General features: G+C 73.1%; 17 protein-coding genes and 1 pseudogene. 8 read left to right on the top strand and 10 right to left on the bottom strand.

What is annotated here, in order from left to right; genetic code table 11:
* The first annotated feature begins 3 nt into the window (after positions 1-3).
* Positions 4-3,267: a BTAD domain-containing putative transcriptional regulator gene (locus tag B4N89_RS33535; protein ID WP_078980225.1), complete on the top strand. Its 3,264-nt coding sequence runs from the start codon at positions 4-6 to the stop codon at positions 3,265-3,267.
* On the opposite strand, the gene B4N89_RS33540 is transcribed toward B4N89_RS33535, so the two are convergent.
* Positions 3,264-3,674 carry a VOC family protein gene (locus B4N89_RS33540; RefSeq protein WP_078980226.1) on the bottom strand — a complete coding sequence of 137 codons (411 nt, stop codon included), beginning with the start codon at positions 3,672-3,674 and terminating at the stop codon, positions 3,264-3,266. The genes B4N89_RS33535 and B4N89_RS33540 overlap by 4 nt on opposite strands.
* Before the next feature lie 56 nt (positions 3,675-3,730).
* Here B4N89_RS33540 and B4N89_RS33545 point away from each other — a divergent pair, with 56 nt between their 5' ends.
* Together B4N89_RS33545 and B4N89_RS33550 are read left to right on the top strand one after the other, a co-directional pair.
* On the top strand, positions 3,731-4,174 hold the full coding sequence (locus B4N89_RS33545) for a MarR family winged helix-turn-helix transcriptional regulator (protein WP_078980227.1): 444 nt from the start codon (positions 3,731-3,733) through the stop codon (positions 4,172-4,174).
* Between the two features lie 134 nt (positions 4,175-4,308).
* The gene (locus B4N89_RS33550) at positions 4,309-4,911 is read left to right on the top strand and encodes a hypothetical protein (RefSeq protein WP_078980228.1); all 603 of its coding nucleotides are present in this window, start codon (positions 4,309-4,311) and stop codon (positions 4,909-4,911) included.
* A 31-nt stretch (positions 4,912-4,942) separates the two neighbouring features.
* Here the strand turns inward: B4N89_RS33550 and B4N89_RS33555 are convergent, their stop codons facing one another.
* Positions 4,943-6,109 carry a pyridoxal phosphate-dependent aminotransferase gene (locus B4N89_RS33555; RefSeq protein WP_078980229.1) on the bottom strand — a complete coding sequence of 389 codons (1,167 nt, stop codon included), beginning with the start codon at positions 6,107-6,109 and terminating at the stop codon, positions 4,943-4,945.
* A 106-nt stretch (positions 6,110-6,215) separates the two neighbouring features.
* Between B4N89_RS33555 and B4N89_RS33560 the strand changes: the two genes are divergently transcribed.
* The 4 genes from B4N89_RS33560 to B4N89_RS33575 all read left to right on the top strand — a co-directional run bounded on the left by B4N89_RS33560 (position 6,216) and on the right by B4N89_RS33575 (position 9,002).
* Positions 6,216-6,752: a helix-turn-helix domain-containing protein gene (locus B4N89_RS33560; RefSeq protein ID WP_235619066.1), complete on the top strand. Its 537-nt coding sequence runs from the start codon at positions 6,216-6,218 to the stop codon at positions 6,750-6,752.
* 94 nt (positions 6,753-6,846) lie between these two features.
* A complete protein-coding gene (locus tag B4N89_RS33565) occupies positions 6,847-7,968 on the top strand; it encodes a hypothetical protein (protein WP_078980231.1) in 1,122 nt (373 codons plus the stop codon).
* Positions 7,969-8,059: 91 nt separating this feature from the next.
* Positions 8,060-8,449 (top strand): hypothetical protein, encoded by a 390-nt coding sequence (locus tag B4N89_RS33570; RefSeq protein WP_078980232.1) that lies wholly within the window; start codon positions 8,060-8,062, stop codon positions 8,447-8,449.
* 193 nt (positions 8,450-8,642) lie between these two features.
* Positions 8,643-9,002: a GNAT family N-acetyltransferase gene (locus tag B4N89_RS33575; RefSeq protein ID WP_078980233.1), complete on the top strand. Its 360-nt coding sequence runs from the start codon at positions 8,643-8,645 to the stop codon at positions 9,000-9,002.
* 43 nt (positions 9,003-9,045) lie between these two features.
* On the opposite strand, the gene B4N89_RS33580 is transcribed toward B4N89_RS33575, so the two are convergent.
* From B4N89_RS33580 to B4N89_RS33600, 5 genes and pseudogenes are all read right to left on the bottom strand, one after another.
* Positions 9,046-9,684 (bottom strand): LysE family translocator, encoded by a 639-nt coding sequence (locus B4N89_RS33580; protein ID WP_078980234.1) that lies wholly within the window; start codon positions 9,682-9,684, stop codon positions 9,046-9,048.
* A gap of 58 nt (positions 9,685-9,742) precedes the next feature.
* Positions 9,743-9,859 (bottom strand): annotated as a pseudogene (locus B4N89_RS52750) (dihydrofolate reductase family protein); the annotation flags it as partial.
* Positions 9,860-10,030: 171 nt separating this feature from the next.
* Complete coding sequence (locus B4N89_RS33590; protein ID WP_321170734.1) at positions 10,031-10,444, bottom strand: GNAT family N-acetyltransferase; 414 nt, start codon at positions 10,442-10,444, stop codon at positions 10,031-10,033.
* Positions 10,445-10,796: 352 nt separating this feature from the next.
* Positions 10,797-11,576: an SDR family NAD(P)-dependent oxidoreductase gene (locus B4N89_RS33595; protein WP_078980236.1), complete on the bottom strand. Its 780-nt coding sequence runs from the start codon at positions 11,574-11,576 to the stop codon at positions 10,797-10,799.
* A 90-nt stretch (positions 11,577-11,666) separates the two neighbouring features.
* Entirely contained in the window at positions 11,667-12,884 is a 1,218-nt protein-coding gene (locus B4N89_RS33600; RefSeq protein ID WP_078980237.1) for an MFS transporter, read from the bottom strand.
* Between the two features lie 64 nt (positions 12,885-12,948).
* On the opposite strand from B4N89_RS33600, the gene B4N89_RS33605 reads away from it, so the two are divergent.
* Positions 12,949-13,341: a MerR family transcriptional regulator gene (locus B4N89_RS33605; protein WP_078980238.1), complete on the top strand. Its 393-nt coding sequence runs from the start codon at positions 12,949-12,951 to the stop codon at positions 13,339-13,341.
* Positions 13,342-13,600: 259 nt separating this feature from the next.
* On the opposite strand, the gene B4N89_RS33610 is transcribed toward B4N89_RS33605, so the two are convergent.
* From B4N89_RS33610 to B4N89_RS33620, 3 genes are all read right to left on the bottom strand, one after another.
* Complete coding sequence (locus B4N89_RS33610; protein ID WP_078980700.1) at positions 13,601-14,080, bottom strand: carboxymuconolactone decarboxylase family protein; 480 nt, start codon at positions 14,078-14,080, stop codon at positions 13,601-13,603.
* 101 nt (positions 14,081-14,181) lie between these two features.
* Entirely contained in the window at positions 14,182-15,141 is a 960-nt protein-coding gene (locus B4N89_RS33615) for an RNA polymerase sigma-70 factor (RefSeq protein WP_078980239.1), read from the bottom strand.
* Positions 15,138-16,070 (bottom strand): NAD-dependent epimerase/dehydratase family protein, encoded by a 933-nt coding sequence (locus tag B4N89_RS33620; protein WP_078980240.1) that lies wholly within the window; start codon positions 16,068-16,070, stop codon positions 15,138-15,140. Before B4N89_RS33620 ends, B4N89_RS33615 begins: the two co-directional genes overlap by 4 nt.
* Positions 16,071-16,162: the final 92 nt, after the last annotated feature.

Genomic DNA, 16,162 nt, shown 5'->3' on the forward strand with positions numbered 1-16,162 from the left:
CGGATGCGCGTGGCACTGCTCGGGACGGTCCGGGCCCAGGGGGACGACGGGACGCCGATCGAGATCGGGGGCGTGCGGCTGCGCATGTTGCTGGCCCGGCTCGCGCTGGACGCCGGACACGTGGTGTCGGTCGACACGATCGTGGACGGGCTGTGGGGCACCGAACCCCTGGCGGACGCCGGCAACGCGGTCCAGACGCTGGTGTCGCGGCTGCGCAAGGTATTGCGGGCGGCCGGGGTGTCGGTGGACCTGGTCGGCGGCGGCTACCGGCTCGCGCTGCGCCCCGCGGACGTGGACGTGCGCCGCTTCGAGGAACTGGCCGCGCGCGGCCGACGGGAGCTGGCGGCGGACCGCCCGGCCGAGGCGGCCTCCGTGCTGGCCGAGGCGCTGGCCCTGTGGGAGGGGCCGGCGCTGGGCGACCTGGCCGACGCGCCGTTCGCCCGCCCGGTCGCCGCCCGCCTGGACGGGCTGCGCGTGGACGCCGCCGAGGACCGGTTCGAGGCGCACCTGCGGCTGGGCCGGCACGCCGAGGTACTGGCCGACCTGGAAGCGGCCTGTGCCGCACACCCGTTGCGTGAGCGCAGTGCGGCGATGCGGATGCGCGCGCTGTACGCGGCGGGCCGCCAGGCCGAGGCGTTGACCGTTTTCGAGGAGGTGCGCGGCCGGCTGGCCGGGGAACTGGGCGTGGATCCCTCGCCCGAACTGCGCGAGACCCATCTCGCGGTGCTGCGCGGCGAGTTGGCGCGCCCCGCCGCCGCGCGTCCCGAGCCGGTCGCGGATCACCTGCCGACCCGGTTGACCGGCTTCTTCGGCCGCGACGCGGAACTCGGGCTGCTCGCCGAGCTGATGGCCGGCTCCCGCCTGGTCACCCTGGTCGGCGCCGGCGGCGCGGGCAAGACCAGGTTGTCCGTGGAGGCGGCGACCCGGCATCCGGCCCACGGGCGCGGCCGGGTCTGGTTCGTACCGCTCGCCGGCGTGGGCGGCGCCGACGGCGTGCTCGACGCGGTGACGACCGCGCTCGGCTCCTGGGACCTGCGCTCCTCCGACGCCCGCCCGCGCCGGACCGGGTCACCGCTGGAGCGGGTTGCCGAACTGCTCGATGTGGGCGAGGCCGTACTGGTCCTGGACAACTGCGAGCACCTGCTCGACGCGGCGGCGGAGCTGGCCTACGGCCTGCTCGACCGGTTGCCGCGACTGACCGTGCTCGCCACCAGCCGCGAGCCGCTGGGCATCACCGGCGAGGCGCTGTGCCGGGTCGGGCCGCTGCCGGTCCCGGTGCCGATCCCCGAGCACGGCGCCGCGCCGGACCCGGACACGGTCGCGCAGGCCGCGTCGGTGCGGCTGTTCCTGGACCGGGCCGCCGCCGTGCGGCCGGGCTTTCGGCTGGACGCGGCCACGATCGGCCCGGTGGTGGAGATCTGCCGGCGCCTCGACGGGATGCCGCTGGCCCTGGAGTTGGCCGCCGCCCGGCTGCGGGCGATGAGCGTGGAGCAGATCGCCCGACGGCTCGACGACCGGTTCCGGCTGCTGAACGCGGGCAGTCGGGCCGAGGCGCCGCGGATGCGCACGCTGCACGCGGTGGTGGAGTGGAGCTGGGACCTGCTCGCCGAACCGGAGCGGATGCTCGCCCGCCGATTGTCGGTCTTCCCCGGCGGCGCGACCGTGGACGCGCTCGAAGCGGTGTGCTCGGACGGGGGGTTGGCCGCGGACGACGTGTTCTACGTGCTCGGCTCGCTGGTGGAGAAGTCGATCGTGGACGCGGTCGGCGACGGCGAACCGCGCTACCGGATGTTGGAGACGGTACGCGCCTACGCGGCGGAGCAGTTGGACCGCGCCGGCGAACGCGCCGAGTTCGCGGGCCGGTTCGAGCGCTGGTGCCTGGACCTGGCGGAGCGGCACGACCCGCTCCTGCGCACCGCCGCGCAGTTGGCGGCGCTGGCGACCCTGGACGCCGAGTACGCCAACCTGATGGCCGCGCTGCGCGCCATGCTGGACGCCGGCGCGGCCGAGCCCGCCGCCCGATTCGCCGCCGCGCTGTTCTGGTACTGGGGCATTCGCGGGATCGGCGCGCCGTTCGAGACGATCGTGCCGGAGGTGCTGGGCTTCGGCGACGCGCTGCCCGAGGCCGCGCGGGCCGCGTTCGGCGCGATGCACGTGCTGGCCGCGATCACCGTGCCCCGGCTCGCGGACAGCGAGGAGTTGCGCGCCGCGCTCGCCGAGTGTGCCCGGACGGACGTGGTCGCGCGCTATCCGGCACTCGCCGTCGGCCTGCCGCTGGCCGCCTTCCTGTCCGGGAACGCCGAGATCGGCGAACGCGAACTGGCCCGGATGTCGAACGGGCCCGACCCGTGGGCGCGGGCATGCGCGCACTGGGCACTGGACTTCGTGTGCAGCGACCGCGGCGACTGGACCTCCGGCGCGTTGGCACGAGCCGAGGCGCTGCGCGGATTCCGGGCGCTGGGCGAGCGGTGGGGCCTGGCGTCGGTGTCGATGGCCGTCGGCTCGCACCACTCGATCCGCGGCGAACACGCGGCGGCCGTCGCCGCCTTCGAGGAGGCGGTGGCGCTCATGGCCGAACTCGGCTCCGAAGACGACCTGGCCATGTACCGGGGCATGCTCGCGGCGGAGCGTATGCGTGCCGGCGACCTGGCGGGCGCGGAGCGCGAATTGCATGGCGCCGAGGCGCGGGCGCGGGAGCGCGGCCACCGGCACCTGGAGTTGACCGTGCTCTCCGGCCGCGCCGAACTGCACCGCCGGAGGGGCGATTTCGCGGCGGCCGAGGCGGCGCTCGACCGGCTGGACGTCCTTGCCGAGAGCCTGTCGCTGCCCGCCGAGCTGGTCGGTGACCTGGTCGCCAAGGGCCGCGTGGCCACCCTCCTGGCCCGGGCCGCGAACGGCGGGGGCGACGATGTGTCCGGGCGGGTCCGGGAGTTGCTGGCGACCGGCTCGGCCGGCGCGATCCGGCGACGCGATTTCGCCGACGCCGCGCCGGCGGCGGAACTGCTCGCCGCGCTGTTGGAGGCGACGGGCCACCCGGTCGACGCGGCCGAGGTGCTGGGCCTGGGCACGGCGCTGCGCGGGATCTTCGACGCGGGCAGCCCGGATCTGCGCGCCCTGGTCGACCGACTCGTCGCGGTCCTGGGCGAGGACGGCCACCGGGCGGCCTACGACCGGGGCGCGACGTTGTCCCGGAACGCGGCGGCGACCGCGCTGACCGCCCGGCTCACCCTCGATGCCCGTGCCGACGCGGCGCCGAACTCAGCCTAATAGACCTGGAGTTCGAGGAGGTTGCCGTCCGGGTCGCGGACGTGGGCGCTGTGCAGGGTGGGGCCCCAGGCCGGGCGGTGGGTGGGCGGTGTGACGGGCCGGGCGCCGTGCGCCAGGCACAGGGCGTAGCCCGCGTCCAGGTCCGCGACTCGGCTGACCAGCATGGTGCGGTCCCGGGTCGCGCCCGGCGCGGCGGCCGGCAGGTCCTCGGTGTCGACCACTGAGGCGAGCATCGCCCGGTCGAACAGGGCGAGCGCACCCTCGGTGCCCACGTCCCAGCTCGCGTACGGGCCGTTCTCGTCGCCCCTGGCCCGGGTGGCGCCGATCAGCGCGGGCAGCACCGCGTCGTAGAAGCGGAAACACTCGGTGAATCGGTCGACGAGCAGGCGTGGGTGGAGGGCGTCCATCGAAACTCCTGTTCATAGGTGTGCACCAATGATTGGTGTGACCCTACAATAACGTCATGGACGAGACCACGCCCCCGACGCTGACCGCGCTCAGCACCTACCTGCTGTCCCGTGTCGGCAAGGCGGCCCGGAATCGGCTCGGCGAGCAACTGGCGCTGCGGGGACTGCGGTTGTGGCACACGGCGGTGCTCGCCGCCCTGGCCGACTTCGGCGCGCACGCCCAGCGCGACCTCGCCGCACGCCTCGGCATCCATGCCAGCGATGTGGTCAAGGTGCTCGACGAACTGACCGCCGCCGGCTGGGTGGAGCGCACCCGTGATGCGGCCGACCGCCGCCGGGTGCGGGTCACGCTCACCCCGGCCGGGCGTGCCGCGCTGGCCGAGCAGGAGGCGGCGGCGCGCGCCGTACAGGAGGAGATCCTGACCCCGCTGAACGCCGAGGAACGTGTGCTCCTGCACGACTTCCTGCTCCGGATGCACCACGAACTGCCGCTTCGCTGATCCGAAACCGGGCGGCGCCCGCGCTCCGAGGCGCCGATTTGGCCTGCGGATTCAAAGTGTGTTCGAGTATCCGGGGACGGGCATGATCCGGTGCGGCGGCCGGACGAAGATCACGCGATCGGAGAGGAACACCAGTGAGCGATCGCGGGATCCGGGAGTACGGCCTCGACGGGGAGTTGGCACGTGTCGCGGGTGTCGAGGTCCGACTCGTCGTGGACGGCTTCGCGGCCTGGGGCCTGGAGTGGGTCGACGGGCCCACGGTCGACCGGATGCGCGCCCACGTGGCCGCCGTACGGGCCGGTCGGCGGGGCATCGCGCCGCCCGAACACCGGCTCGACTACCGACGCCGGCAGAGCCCGCGCGCGTGGGCCGCGCGGGCCGTCGCCGCGATGCGGGACGTGAGTTCGGTCCGGGCGGTGGCCGCCGGCGCGGCGCTGCGGCGCAACCACCCGGCGGGCCGAAACCGACGCCCCGGCGCGCTCCGGCCGGAGGACCACGCGCTGCTCGACCTGGTGCAGCGGCTGTACGAGGGCAGCGCCGACCCGGAGCGGGCCGACCGGCCGGAGGACGAGCCGCTGATACGGCGGCTGCTGGCCGAGGGCAACCAGTCCAGGGAGGCGATGTGCCGCATCCTCAACGACGCCGACCCCGACCTGGGCCTCGGCGCCGAGGACCTGCGCCGCACCGAGGCCGGGGGGCCGATCCTGCGCCTGGTGTCGGGGGACTCGGGCCGCTGAGGAGCACAGCGGCCGTGCGTGCCGCGCGCGCTCAGCCGAACGCCGCCACGAACCGTGTGCGCAGGTCGTCCAGCCGCTCGACGGGCTCGTTGGCGAAGACCAGGCGCAGATACGTGTCGCCCGCCGGGCCCCACCCGTTCATCGGTGTGGCCGCGACCCGGCCGAGTCGGAACAGCCGTTCGGCGGCGACCTCGGGCGGCAGGCCCATCGCGACCGTGTCGATCAGCAGCGACCAGCCGCCGTGCGGGCGGATGCACGGGTAGTCGGCGAGCCGGTCGAGGATCCGCTCGCAGCGGCCCTGCCAGATCGCGGTCGCGGCGGCGACGTCGGCGTCGGCGTCCGGTGCGGACAGCGCGGCGGCGACCGCCTCCTGCGCGATGCCGACCGGGCAGACCACATTGCTCAGGCCGACGAGTTTGACGTCGGCCATCAATTCGGCGGGGCCGACCACCCAGCCGACCCGCCAGCCGATCATCCGCAGTTCCTTGGCGGCCGAGCCGCAGGTGACGGTGCGGTGGGCCAGGCCCGGGTGCGCGGCGGGGTGGTCGGGGCCCTTGCCGTCGAAGCGGATGCGCTCCATCGCCGCGTCGTGGATCACCCAGCAGTCGTGCGCGGCGACCGCCCGGGCCAGCGCGTCCCAGTGGCTGCCGTCGAGCAGCGCGCCGGTGGGCATCGCCGGCGCCATCACCAGCACGGCGGCGGTGTTCGGGCCGACGGCGGCCGCGAGTTCGTCCGGGTCGGTGTGCCAGCCGGCCGCGCTCGGCCTGCACGGCACGTGGCGCGGGACGCCCCCGGCGAGGCGGATCCGGTTGACCAGGCCGGCGTAGATCGGGTCGGCGATCACCACCTCGCGTCCGGGTTCGACGGTGGCGAGCAGCACGTCGAGCACGCCGTTGAGGCCGCCGGCCGCGTTGACCACCTCGGTGTCCGGGTCGTACGCGCGCCCCGCGATCCGGCCCACGTGCGCGGCGACGGCCGCACGAAGCCGGGCCGAGCCGTGGAACGGCAGGTAGCTGTTGGCGTCGTCGTCGTCGATCGCGCACCTGGTGGCGGCCAGTGCCACGGCCGGCGGGCGGATGTCGGTGTCCAGGTTCTCCAGGCGCAACAACTGCGGGTCGTGCGCGGCGTCGGCGGCGTCGCCGACCTTGTCCACGCCGATGCCCGGGATGTGCCGGAGGCGGGTTACCCGAGTGACCATGATCCCGATCTCCCTCGAACGTGCCGGTAAACTGGTACGTCGGTCCAGCATAATGAACGACCCGATCACCGCAAGGGAAACCACACGACCACCGCAGGGGAACCGCGTGACCATCGCCCGCGACATCGGCAACAACATCCGCGTCCTCCGCGAGGCGGCCGGCCACTCGCTCGCCGACCTCGCCGCGAGCGCCGGGCTGAGCAAGACCACGCTGCACGGCATCGAACAGGGCGAGGCCAATCCGACGCTCAGCACCCTGTGGGCGCTCGCCGCCGCGCTGGACGTGCCGTTGGGCGGCCTGCTCGACGGCGGCGCGTCGGTCGTCACGGTGGTCCGGGCCGACCGGGGCCCGAGGGTGCGCGGCGACGCGGTCCGGGCCCGCCTGCTGCACCGGGTGCACGTGCGCGGCTGGGTCGAACTGTACGAACTCGACGTGGACACCGCCGAACAGGTGTCCGACCCGCATCGGCCCGGCGTGGAGGAGTGCCTGCTGGTCACCGAGGGTCGGGTGGAGACCGGACCGGCCGCCGATCCCAGGGAGTTGGCGGCGGGCGACTCGATCCGCTTCGACGCGGCCCGGCCGCACGTGTACCGGGGGCTGGACGAGCACAACCGGGCGGTGCTGCTGATGGTGCATCACTGAGCCCGGGGCCGCTGCCGCCGGATGTGGGCAGGGTCACCGTACTGTGACCAACCTTCGTCGTGTCGCAGCGAGTTCGGGACGGTTGACTCCCGCTATGGCATCCTCATTCGCTCCCGGGGATCCGGTTCGGCCGGACCTGCCGGGGCCCTTCCACATCGGCACGATCGAGTTCCCGTTCTGGACCGGCGGGCCGGGGTTCACCCTCGCCAAGATCAGCTACCCGGCCGAATACGACGGCTGGATGGCCCCGGCCGACACGTCCGAGGGTTCGTACCCGTCGGTGATCATGGCGCCCGCGACCTGGACCGGTTCGAACATGTACGACTGGTTCACCGACTACGTGGTGCGGCACGGCTACATCGTCTTCCGCTACTTCCCGGAGAACATCCTCGCGCTCGACCCGCACATGCACGCGGACACCATCGGCGACGCCATCGACAAGCTGCTCGACATCGACGACGACCGGTTCAACCCGCTGCGCGGCCTGATCAGGAGGGACGCGTTCGCGGCGGTCGGGGTGTCCCTGGGCGGGGCCGGCGCGCTGCTCGCGGCGGCGCGCGACCGGCGCATCCGCGCGGTACTGGGCTTCGCCCCCGGCCGCAACGTGAAGCAGGCCGAGTTGTACGCGGGGATCGACGTCGAGATCCGCACGGTGGCCACCCCCACGCTGATCGTGTCCGGGCAGAACGACCGGATCTCCCCCGGATCGGGGGTGCACTACCTCGACCTGGTCCCGCGCGGCTACAAGGCGTACGTCGAGATCTCCGGCGGCAACCACGTGCAGTTCCTCGACCCGTGCGACGTGGACATCCACCTGCCCGGGCTGCCCCGGGACGGCAAGCCGGGGATCACCTTCGCCGAGCAGCACGCGATCACCAACGTGTACGCGACCGCCTTCCTGCACGCGGCGCTCAAGGGCTACGGCCACTGCGAGGCACACGTGTCCGGCGCGGAGGCGCTGCTGGCGCTGGCGAGCGGCGTACTCTCCGACCTGCGTTCGGAGGCGGGACCGCTGCCGCTGCCGTTCCCGGCCGCGCCGGCGGGGGTACGGGGCGCGGCGGCGGCAGCGGTGCCGGCGGCGGTCTCCGGCGACATCGTCGGCGCGGCCGGGACGCTGGCGTCGGCGCTGGCACTGCGGGTCAACGGGCTGGTACGGGATCTGGCCAGAGGGGTGGAACGGGTCACCACGGAGGTGGAGAAGCGGATCGCCCGGTAGCCGGGGGCGAAAGCCGGTCGGCGCTCGCCCATTCGGTGTGGTTCGGTGTGCCGTGTGTTTCCGGGCCTCGACCGGCGTCGACCCTGAACCCATGGGTGACCGTGAACCGACGACCAAAGCCGTGCTCGTGCCCGCCGGTGCCGACCTCGTCGGTGCGCAGGGCGTCCGGATCAGCGAACGGGTGTCCACCGCGACGGTGGGCTCCGCACGCCTGTGCGGGTTCTTCGCCACGCTCGGACCGGGCGAGCGTACGGCCGTGCACCACCACGCGGAGGAGGAGACCGTCGTGCTGCTCACCGCCGGCAGTTGCGACGTCTTCTCCGGTGCCGGGCTGAGCGGCGGAGTGCACATGCGGGTGGGCGACGTCGTGTTCATCCCGTCCGGCTGCGTCCACCAGGTGCTGGCCGGGCCGCACGGCTTCACCGCGTTCGAGGTCAGATCGGGCGGCATGGACCGGACCGAACTGGTCGACCCCGCCTGACCGCACCCCTCTACGCCGCCGACACGAGGAGGAGTGACGCGCGGATCCCGAGGAGCGGCCCGCGGGCCCGCTCGCCGGGTCGATACGGTTGGGGCTCGCGAGCGGCGATCGGCGCGGCCGAGGGGCGTGCGCGTGGGTCCGGATTCCCGGGCCGCCGACTCGATCGTCGGATCGTGAGCCAGGAGGCAGCGGTATGGAAACGCGCGTCGTCGACAACCCGGCGAAGTCCCGCTACGAGATATTCATCGCGGCCGACAACGCCGCGGAGGGCGCCTCGGCCCCGGTCGCGCCACCGCTGCGGGCCGGCGAACTCGCGGGCTTCGCCGACTACTTCGTCAGCGGCGACGAGGTCGCCTTCACGCATACCGAGATCGAACCGCGCTTCGGCGGCCGGGGCCTCGGCGGGCGGCTGACCCACGCGGCGCTGGACGCGGTGCACGAACGGGGCCTGGGGGTGCTGCCGTACTGCTCGTTCATCCGCGACTGGATCGCCAAGCACCCGGAGTACACCGACCTGGTCCCGGAGGACCGCCGCGACGCCTTCGGGCTGTAGCCCCCGGCCACGGCGGACGGCGATTCCTCCGGGCCCGTCCCGCCTACGACTCCACGGCCATCCGGATGCCCAGGGCGACCATCACCCCGCCGGACGTCTGCTCCAGTCGGCGCCGCACCTCGGCCCGGCCGAGCACGGTGCGCATGCGGCCGACGAACCACACGTACAGGCCGTAGAAGCCGATCTCGAAGGTGGCCCAGATCGCGGCCAGCGCGATCATCGTGGGCAGTTGCGGCGAACCGCTCGGGACGAACTGGGGCAGGAACGACATCGCGAACACCGCCGCCTTCGGGTTGGCCAGGTTCAGCGTCAAGGCCGCCCGATAGGCCCGCCACCCGCCGCCCGGCTCCTCCTCGCCCGCCGCCCCCTCGGCCGCGGCGGTGAACCCGGTCAGCCCGTCCCGCCGCGCGGCCCGGATGGCCTGCACCCCGAACCCGACCAGTACCACGGCTCCGACGACGCGCATGATGTCGTAGGCCAACTGCGACGCCGCCAACAGCCCGGTCAGTCCGAAGGCCGCCGCGAGCCCCCAGACGAACACCCCGCTCTCGTTCCCGAGCACGGCCGCGAACCCGGCCCGCCGACTGCGCAACGAATGCCGAATGATCAATACCGAACTCGGCCCCGGACTGACCGCGATCAACGCACAGGCGCCGAGAAACGCCAACAACGTATGAGTCATGCCGGCATCCTGACCCCGCAACACCCCGAACGGCCACCCATTTCGTGGCGAACAGCCGTTGTCCCGAGCCCAGGACGACGGGCTGGACCAGCGGATGCAGGTCGTCGACGAGCCCGGCCCGCCACAGCGAGCGGGTGAGGGCGACACTGCCGGAAACGTCGATGTCCCTGCCCGGTCGCCGCTTGAACTCGCCCCATCTTCGGCTCCACGTCGGTCGTGTTCGCCCTCGTGTCGCTCCGGCCGACTCGCGGCGGGCGGCGGCCGGAGCGGCGACCGGGCCGGGCCTACCCGGGCCGGCGCGTCCGGAGTACGGGGAGGTCGGCCGCGCGGCCCGGGACGGGGCCGGTCAGGCCGTCGGGATCCGATCGGCCGGCACCTCGTAGATGATTTCGAGGCCGTCCACCTCGTCCATCTGTTCGCCCGTCTCGACGAAGCCGAAGCCGCGGATGGTCGCGAGCGACGCGGCGTTGTCGGGGGAGATGGTCACCCGGACGATCCGCACGTCGGGCTCTTGGGCCGCGCGTACCAGCAGCGACGCGAGCATCGCGCGCGCGTAGCCTCGACGGCGCGCCTCCGGCACCACGGTATAGCCGATCTCCACCATGCCGTTCGCGTCCGGCGGCCCGTGATAGCCGGCGTAGCCGACCACTGCGCCGTCCGGTTCGGAGACCGCCGCCCGGACCAGCCACGGGGCGCTCGCCGGGTCGGCGGTCACCTGGTCGAAGCGGTATCGCCACAACCGGCGCGCCTTTTCGGACACGAAGAATTCGGGCAGGTCGAGGCCGGTCTGTTCGCGGGCCTCGGCCAGGTCGCCGGCCAGCAGGGCGGTCAGCGGTCGGCCGACCAGCGGGATCCAGCGAACCTGCCGCTCGGGGTGGTGGACGGGGGCCGGGAGGCATCATCGGGATGGTTCACCAGCGGATCATCCGCGACGGCCGACCGGCCGTCCACCGCATTTCCCGACGCCCCTGCCGCAATCGCCCATTCGGACGCGGGCCGCCTCGCCTCGGCCCCGGCTCGCGCGGGCGCCGGCTCGCGCCGGTCCTCGCTCGCGCCGGGACCGGCCGCTCCCGCACCGGTCCCGGGCTTTCGCCCCGCCGAGCCCGAAGGGCTCAGTGCACCGAGAGTCCGCCGTCGACGAAGATCGACTGGCCGGTGACGTACGCCGAACCGGCACTCGCCAGGAACACCGCGGCGGCGGCGAAGTCCTCGGCCACGCCGTTGCGTCCGACCATGGTGCGGGCGGCCAGCGCGGCGACCCGCTCCGGGTCGGACGACAGCCGGGCGTTGAGCGGGGTCATCACGAACCCCGGCACCAGCGTGTTGGCGGTGACGCCGTGCGGGGACCACGCCTCGGCCTGGGAGCGGGCCAGCGACTCCAACCCGCCCTTGGACACGCCGTAGACGCCGCTCTGCACGAACGCGCGGTGTGCCTGCTGCGAGGAGACGTGGATGAGCCTGCCGTAGCCGCGCTCGGCCATGCCGGGGCCGAACCGCTGCCCGAGCAGATAGGGCGCCGCCAGGTTCACCGCCATCGTGGCGTCCCACACGTCGTCGTCGATGTCGCCCATCGGCGGGCGCAGGTTGATCCCGGCGCTGTTGACCACGATGTCGGGCTCACCGAAGATCTCGGCCGCCGCATCCGCCGCGGTCCGTACCCCGGCACGGCTGCCCAGGTCGGCGCCCACCCAGGCCGCCTTGGCTCCTTGGCCGGTCAACTCGTCGACCGTGGCGACCAGTTCGGCCTCGCGCCGGGCGAGGACCACGACGCTCGCGCCCGCCCGGGCGAGTGCCCCGGCGATGGCCCGGCCGATGCCGGAGCTGCCTCCGGTCACCACGGCGACCCGGCCGTCCAGCGAGAACAGTTCGGAGAGATATCCCTGCACGCTCATGTCCGCACCCTAGTGACCGACCCCCGTCGCGAAGGCGGGGGCCGGGTCGGAGCTTCGGGGTGACGCGGCGGTGTCGTCGGGTGTTCCGGATCACCCACCGGAGGCGCCGCGCCGGGCGGGGAAGCCGTGTGCGCGGGCGCCGATCACCACGGCCAGGACCGGGACGAGCAGCACCAGCACGCTCCACGGGAAGGACGTGGCGCCGAGCCCGTCGAGCAGGATCGCGCCGACCACGCCGCCGCCGGCCATCGCCACGTTCCACAGCGTGACGAGCACGGCCTGCGCCGCGTCCGCGTCCGCGCCGCCCGCCTCGCCCACGGCGGTCTGGAGAAGCGTGGGTGCGCCGCCCCAGCCCAGGCCCCACAGGATCGCCGCGAGATAGACCACGGCGTGGCTGTCGGAGAGCACCGCGAGCACACCGGCTCCGGCGGCGAACAACAGCGTGGCGGCGATGGTGAGCGCACGCAGCCGGCCGTGGATCTGCGCGCCCACGATCCAGATGGCGATGAGCGACGCGCCGCCGAACACGAGCAGGACCAGGTCGGTGGAGCCGTCCATGTCGACGTGGTCGAGGTAGGAGGCGATGTAGGTGTAGAGGATGGTGTGCGCCAGTACGAACACCAGCGTGACGAACAGGACGGGGCCCACCCCGGGAATGGCCACCGTGCGCAGCAGGGGCTTACGTTCGTCCGGGCGTTGGCCCGGGTGGTCCGGGACGAGCGCGACGATCCAGCCGATCAGCAGTACGGCCAGCGCGGTCATGATCCAGAACGTGGTGCGCCAGCCGAACGCGTCGCCGAGGAAGGTGCCGGCCGGCACCCCGAGGGACAGCGCGACCGGGATGCCGGCCATCACGATGGCGATCGCCCGGCCCTGGAGGTGCGCGGGCGCCAGGCGGCGGGCGTATCCGGCGAGCAGTGCCCAGGCCACGCCCGCGGCCACTCCGGCCACGAAGCGGGCGACCATGGTGAGCGGGTAGTTCGCCGAGACCGCGGTGACCGTGTTGGCCGCCGCGAAGCCGCCCATCGCGGTCAGCAACAGCCGTTTGCGGCGCCAACCGGCGGTGGCGGCCGACAGCGGGATCGCGGTCAGCGCGGTACCGATCGCGTAGATCGTCACGGATTGACCCATCGCGGATTCGCCGACCCCGAGGTCGGAACTCATCGCGGGCAGCACCCCGGCCGGCAGCGTCTCGGTCAGGCTGGTCGTGAACACCGCGGTGGCCAGCGCCAACAGGGCGCCCATGGGCAGCTTTCGGTGGGCGATCGTGGTGTGGGAAGGTGATTGTGCGGTGATGTCGTTGCTCATGCTGCGTATGCTCGAACCCTCACATTGGTGTGAAGGTCAAGCGACGAGACGTGAGGTGGATCACATGCGTATCGGAGAGTTGTCGGAGCGCACCGGTACCCCCCGACGACTGCTGCGCTACTACGAGGAACAGGGCCTGATCGTCGCCGATCGTTCGGCGAACGGATACCGGCACTACGACGAGTTCTTCGTGGACCGGGTGATGCAGATCAGGGGCCTGCTCGACGCCGGGTTGCCGACCCGGATCATCCGGCAGATCCTGCCCTGCCTCGACAAGCCGAGGATCATCCACTTCCCCGACGCGACGCCGGAGATGATCGCCACGCTCGAACACGAGCGCGACCGGATGACCGAACGCGTCAACTGCCTGATCCGCAACCGGGACGCGATCGCCGAATACCTGGACGCGGTCCGCACCGACGACCGTTCCCTGGAATCGGTGGCGGCGTCGTCCTGACGGGTACCGGCCCCTGACCCGTACCGGCCCCTGACCCGTACCGGCCCTGACCCTTGCCGGGCCGACCCGTACCGCGCGAACACGCGCACCGACACGGCACCCGGGCCGTCCCCCCGGGGGCCCGAGTCCCTTTGCCCGCCCGCATTCGCCTCCGCGCGGGCGACGCACACCACCGCCGCCCCGCGCGCCCGAGGCATCCGGACCAAGTCGTGCCCGCAGGCCGACCCGGGCACCGGACGGCGGCCGTGCGGATGCCGAACTACCCCAGCGGTGAGCCGGGTTCGTGGCCGCCGCCCGCCTGACGGGTGATCACCCCCATGCGGTTGGAGGCGTTGATCAGGGCGATGATGGCCACCATGGCGGCGAGTTGGTCCGCGTCGTAGTGTTCGGCGGCCCGGGCCCAGACGTCGTCCGGGACACCGCCGGCGGCGTCGGCGATGCGGGTGCCCTCTTCGGTCAGTTCCAAGGCGGCGCGTTCGGCTTCGGTGAAGACGGTGGATTCGCGCCACGTGGCGACCAGGTTGATGCGGACCTGGTCCTCGCCGGCGTGTACGGCGTCCTTGCTGTGCGCGTCGGTGCAGAATCCGCAGCCGTTGATCTGACTCGCGCGGAGCATCATCAGGTCCCGGGTTCGGGACGGCACCGTCGAGTCGTTGATGATCACCCTGCTCGCCGAGGCGAAGTGGCGCATGGACCTGGCCACGACCGGGCTTGCGAAGAGGTTCGAACGGGCTTGCATGGTGGGCTCCTTGCGGTTGACGGGAGAGAATCGGGTCACATGCACGGGACGAGATGGCCCGGCGGGTTGTGACATGGCCCGGCACGAAAGACGGGGGCGGCCTACGCGCTGCCGTTGGCCCCTGGTTCCGTCGCGTGGCGGCGGTTCGCCTCGCGGGACATCGCCCAGGCGTCGGCCACCGGGCCCACGTGGGCCGGCTTGTCGGGGTTGAGCACGGTGCGGATCGTCTGGATCCGGCCGTCGAGGATGTCCAGGACCCAGGCGCTGACGACCCGACCGTCCCGGTCCCGGAAGACCGCGCCGGGCTGCCCGTTCACCTCGTGCGGCGTCACCACGACACCCACCAGCGCGATCTGCGGAACGGCGACGGCCAGCAGCCGGGTGACGTTTGCCAGGCCGAGCGTGTGGGCGGCGAAGAGGGGGGCCTTGCCGCCGCTGTCGCCGACCATGTGCACGTCCGCAGCGAGCAGTTCGCGCAGGGCGTCGACGTCGCCCTCTCGGAAGGCGTCGAAGAACCGCCCGGCGAGTTCCTCGCGTTCCCTGCGATCGGCCTCGAACCGGGGTCGACCCTCGTCCATGTGCCGCCGCGCCCGCACCGCGAGTTGCCGGCACGCGGCCTCGGAACGCCCCACGGCCGCCGCGATCTCCGGGAAGCCGAACGCGAACACCTCGCGCAGCACGAAGACCGCGCGCTCCAGCGGACTCAGCCGCTCCAGCAGCAACAGGGCCGCCATCGAGATCGAGTCGGCCAACTCCGCCGACCGTTCCGGATCCTGGTACGGGTCGGTCAGCAGCGGTTCGGGGAACCACGGCCCGACGTACTCCTCCCGCCGCACCCGCGCCGACCGCAACACGTCGATCGAGATCCGGGTGACCACGGCGGACAGGAACGCCTTCGCCGACACCGGCCGCGTCGGCGACGCCTCGTAGCGCAGCCACGTCTCCTGTACCGCGTCCTCGGCCTCGCCGACACTGCCGAGGAACCGGTAGGCGATCGAGAAGAGCAGCGGCCGCAACTCCTCGAACTGCCGTGCCGCCCCGGCGGCTTCCCGGGGCGTCACGCCAACTCCTCCTCGAACCCCCGCCGCCACGACGGATGACGTGGTTCCCAGCCGAGTTCCCGCTTGGCCTTGGCATTGGCGAAACCACGGCCCTGGGTCATCATCACCACCGCCTGCTCCCCGGCGAGGAGTCGGGCGAGCCAGGTCGGGATCCGCATCGGCCGCTTCGCCCCCGCGCACGCCGCCAGGTGCGGCAACCACTCGGCGGCCGGCGCCGGATCGTCGTCGACGATGTTGAACACCCCCGTCGCCCGGCGCTCCACCGCCGACACGGTGGCGCTCGCCGCGTCGTCGAGATGCACCCACGAGCTGTAGCCGCCGGCGCGCCCGACGAGGGGATACTGCCGCTTGCGCACCAGTTCGATCTGATCGTCGATGGCTCCCGGGCCGTAGAACGCGCCGTAGCGCAGGGCCGCGCCACCGGCCGCGAGCACCACGTCCTCGACATGCCTGATCCCGAGCATGCCCACGTGCGCCGCCGTGCCCTCCATCAGGTCCAGCGGATCCTCTTCGGTCTTGACCCAGCCGCCGCGGCGGATGCCGTTCCAACTCGCGTAGCTCTGCGCCACAACATGGGACACCCCGGCCGCCTTCGCGGCGGCGAGCAGATGGTCCGTCCCCTCGGTCCGCAGCCGGTTGGTGACGGCGAACCAGCGATCCGGGTGGCGCAGATCGGGTTTGCCGGCGTGGGTCGGCGAGATCGCCGTCATCTGGTGCACGATCGTGTCCGGTCGTGCCCTTGCCACCGCCGCGTCGACCGAAGCCGCGTCGAGCCCGTCCATCACCACCGCGTCGGCGCCCAGTTCGGCGAGCACGCCCAGCTTCGCCGCGCTCGTCGTGGTCGCCGTGACGTGATGCCCACGCGCCACGAGCTGCGGCACCAGCCGCCGCCCCAGAACCCCGCCCCCGCCTGCCACGAACACCCGCATACCCGCCACCCTTTCGGATCGGAAACCGGCCTCACGACCCGAGACGAGACAGCCCCGCCGGGTGTGACATCGCGGTTTCGGGCGGCGGCCGG

It is taken from the genome of Embleya scabrispora (genome assembly GCF_002024165.1).
Lineage (GTDB): Bacteria > Actinomycetota > Actinomycetes > Streptomycetales > Streptomycetaceae > Embleya > Embleya scabrispora_A.

What these genes read in the sequence shown, in the direction of transcription:
- B4N89_RS33535 (WP_078980225.1), top strand. Translation starts at nt 4, where the DNA reads ATGCGCGTGGCACTGCTCGGGACGGTCCGGGCCCAGGGGGACGACGGG.
- B4N89_RS33540 (WP_078980226.1), bottom strand. Translation starts at nt 3,674, where the DNA reads ATGGACGCCCTCCACCCACGCCTGCTCGTCGACCGATTCACCGAGTGT.
- B4N89_RS33545 (WP_078980227.1), top strand. Translation starts at nt 3,731, where the DNA reads ATGGACGAGACCACGCCCCCGACGCTGACCGCGCTCAGCACCTACCTG.
- B4N89_RS33555 (WP_078980229.1), bottom strand. Translation starts at nt 6,109, where the DNA reads ATGGTCACTCGGGTAACCCGCCTCCGGCACATCCCGGGCATCGGCGTG.
- B4N89_RS33565 (WP_078980231.1), top strand. Translation starts at nt 6,847, where the DNA reads ATGGCATCCTCATTCGCTCCCGGGGATCCGGTTCGGCCGGACCTGCCG.
- B4N89_RS33570 (WP_078980232.1), top strand. Translation starts at nt 8,060, where the DNA reads ATGGGTGACCGTGAACCGACGACCAAAGCCGTGCTCGTGCCCGCCGGT.
- B4N89_RS33575 (WP_078980233.1), top strand. Translation starts at nt 8,643, where the DNA reads ATGGAAACGCGCGTCGTCGACAACCCGGCGAAGTCCCGCTACGAGATA.
- B4N89_RS33580 (WP_078980234.1), bottom strand. Translation starts at nt 9,684, where the DNA reads ATGACTCATACGTTGTTGGCGTTTCTCGGCGCCTGTGCGTTGATCGCG.
- B4N89_RS33595 (WP_078980236.1), bottom strand. Translation starts at nt 11,576, where the DNA reads ATGAGCGTGCAGGGATATCTCTCCGAACTGTTCTCGCTGGACGGCCGG.
- B4N89_RS33600 (WP_078980237.1), bottom strand. Translation starts at nt 12,884, where the DNA reads ATGAGCAACGACATCACCGCACAATCACCTTCCCACACCACGATCGCC.
- B4N89_RS33605 (WP_078980238.1), top strand. Translation starts at nt 12,949, where the DNA reads ATGCGTATCGGAGAGTTGTCGGAGCGCACCGGTACCCCCCGACGACTG.
- B4N89_RS33610 (WP_078980700.1), bottom strand. Translation starts at nt 14,080, where the DNA reads ATGCAAGCCCGTTCGAACCTCTTCGCAAGCCCGGTCGTGGCCAGGTCC.
- B4N89_RS33620 (WP_078980240.1), bottom strand. Translation starts at nt 16,070, where the DNA reads ATGCGGGTGTTCGTGGCAGGCGGGGGCGGGGTTCTGGGGCGGCGGCTG.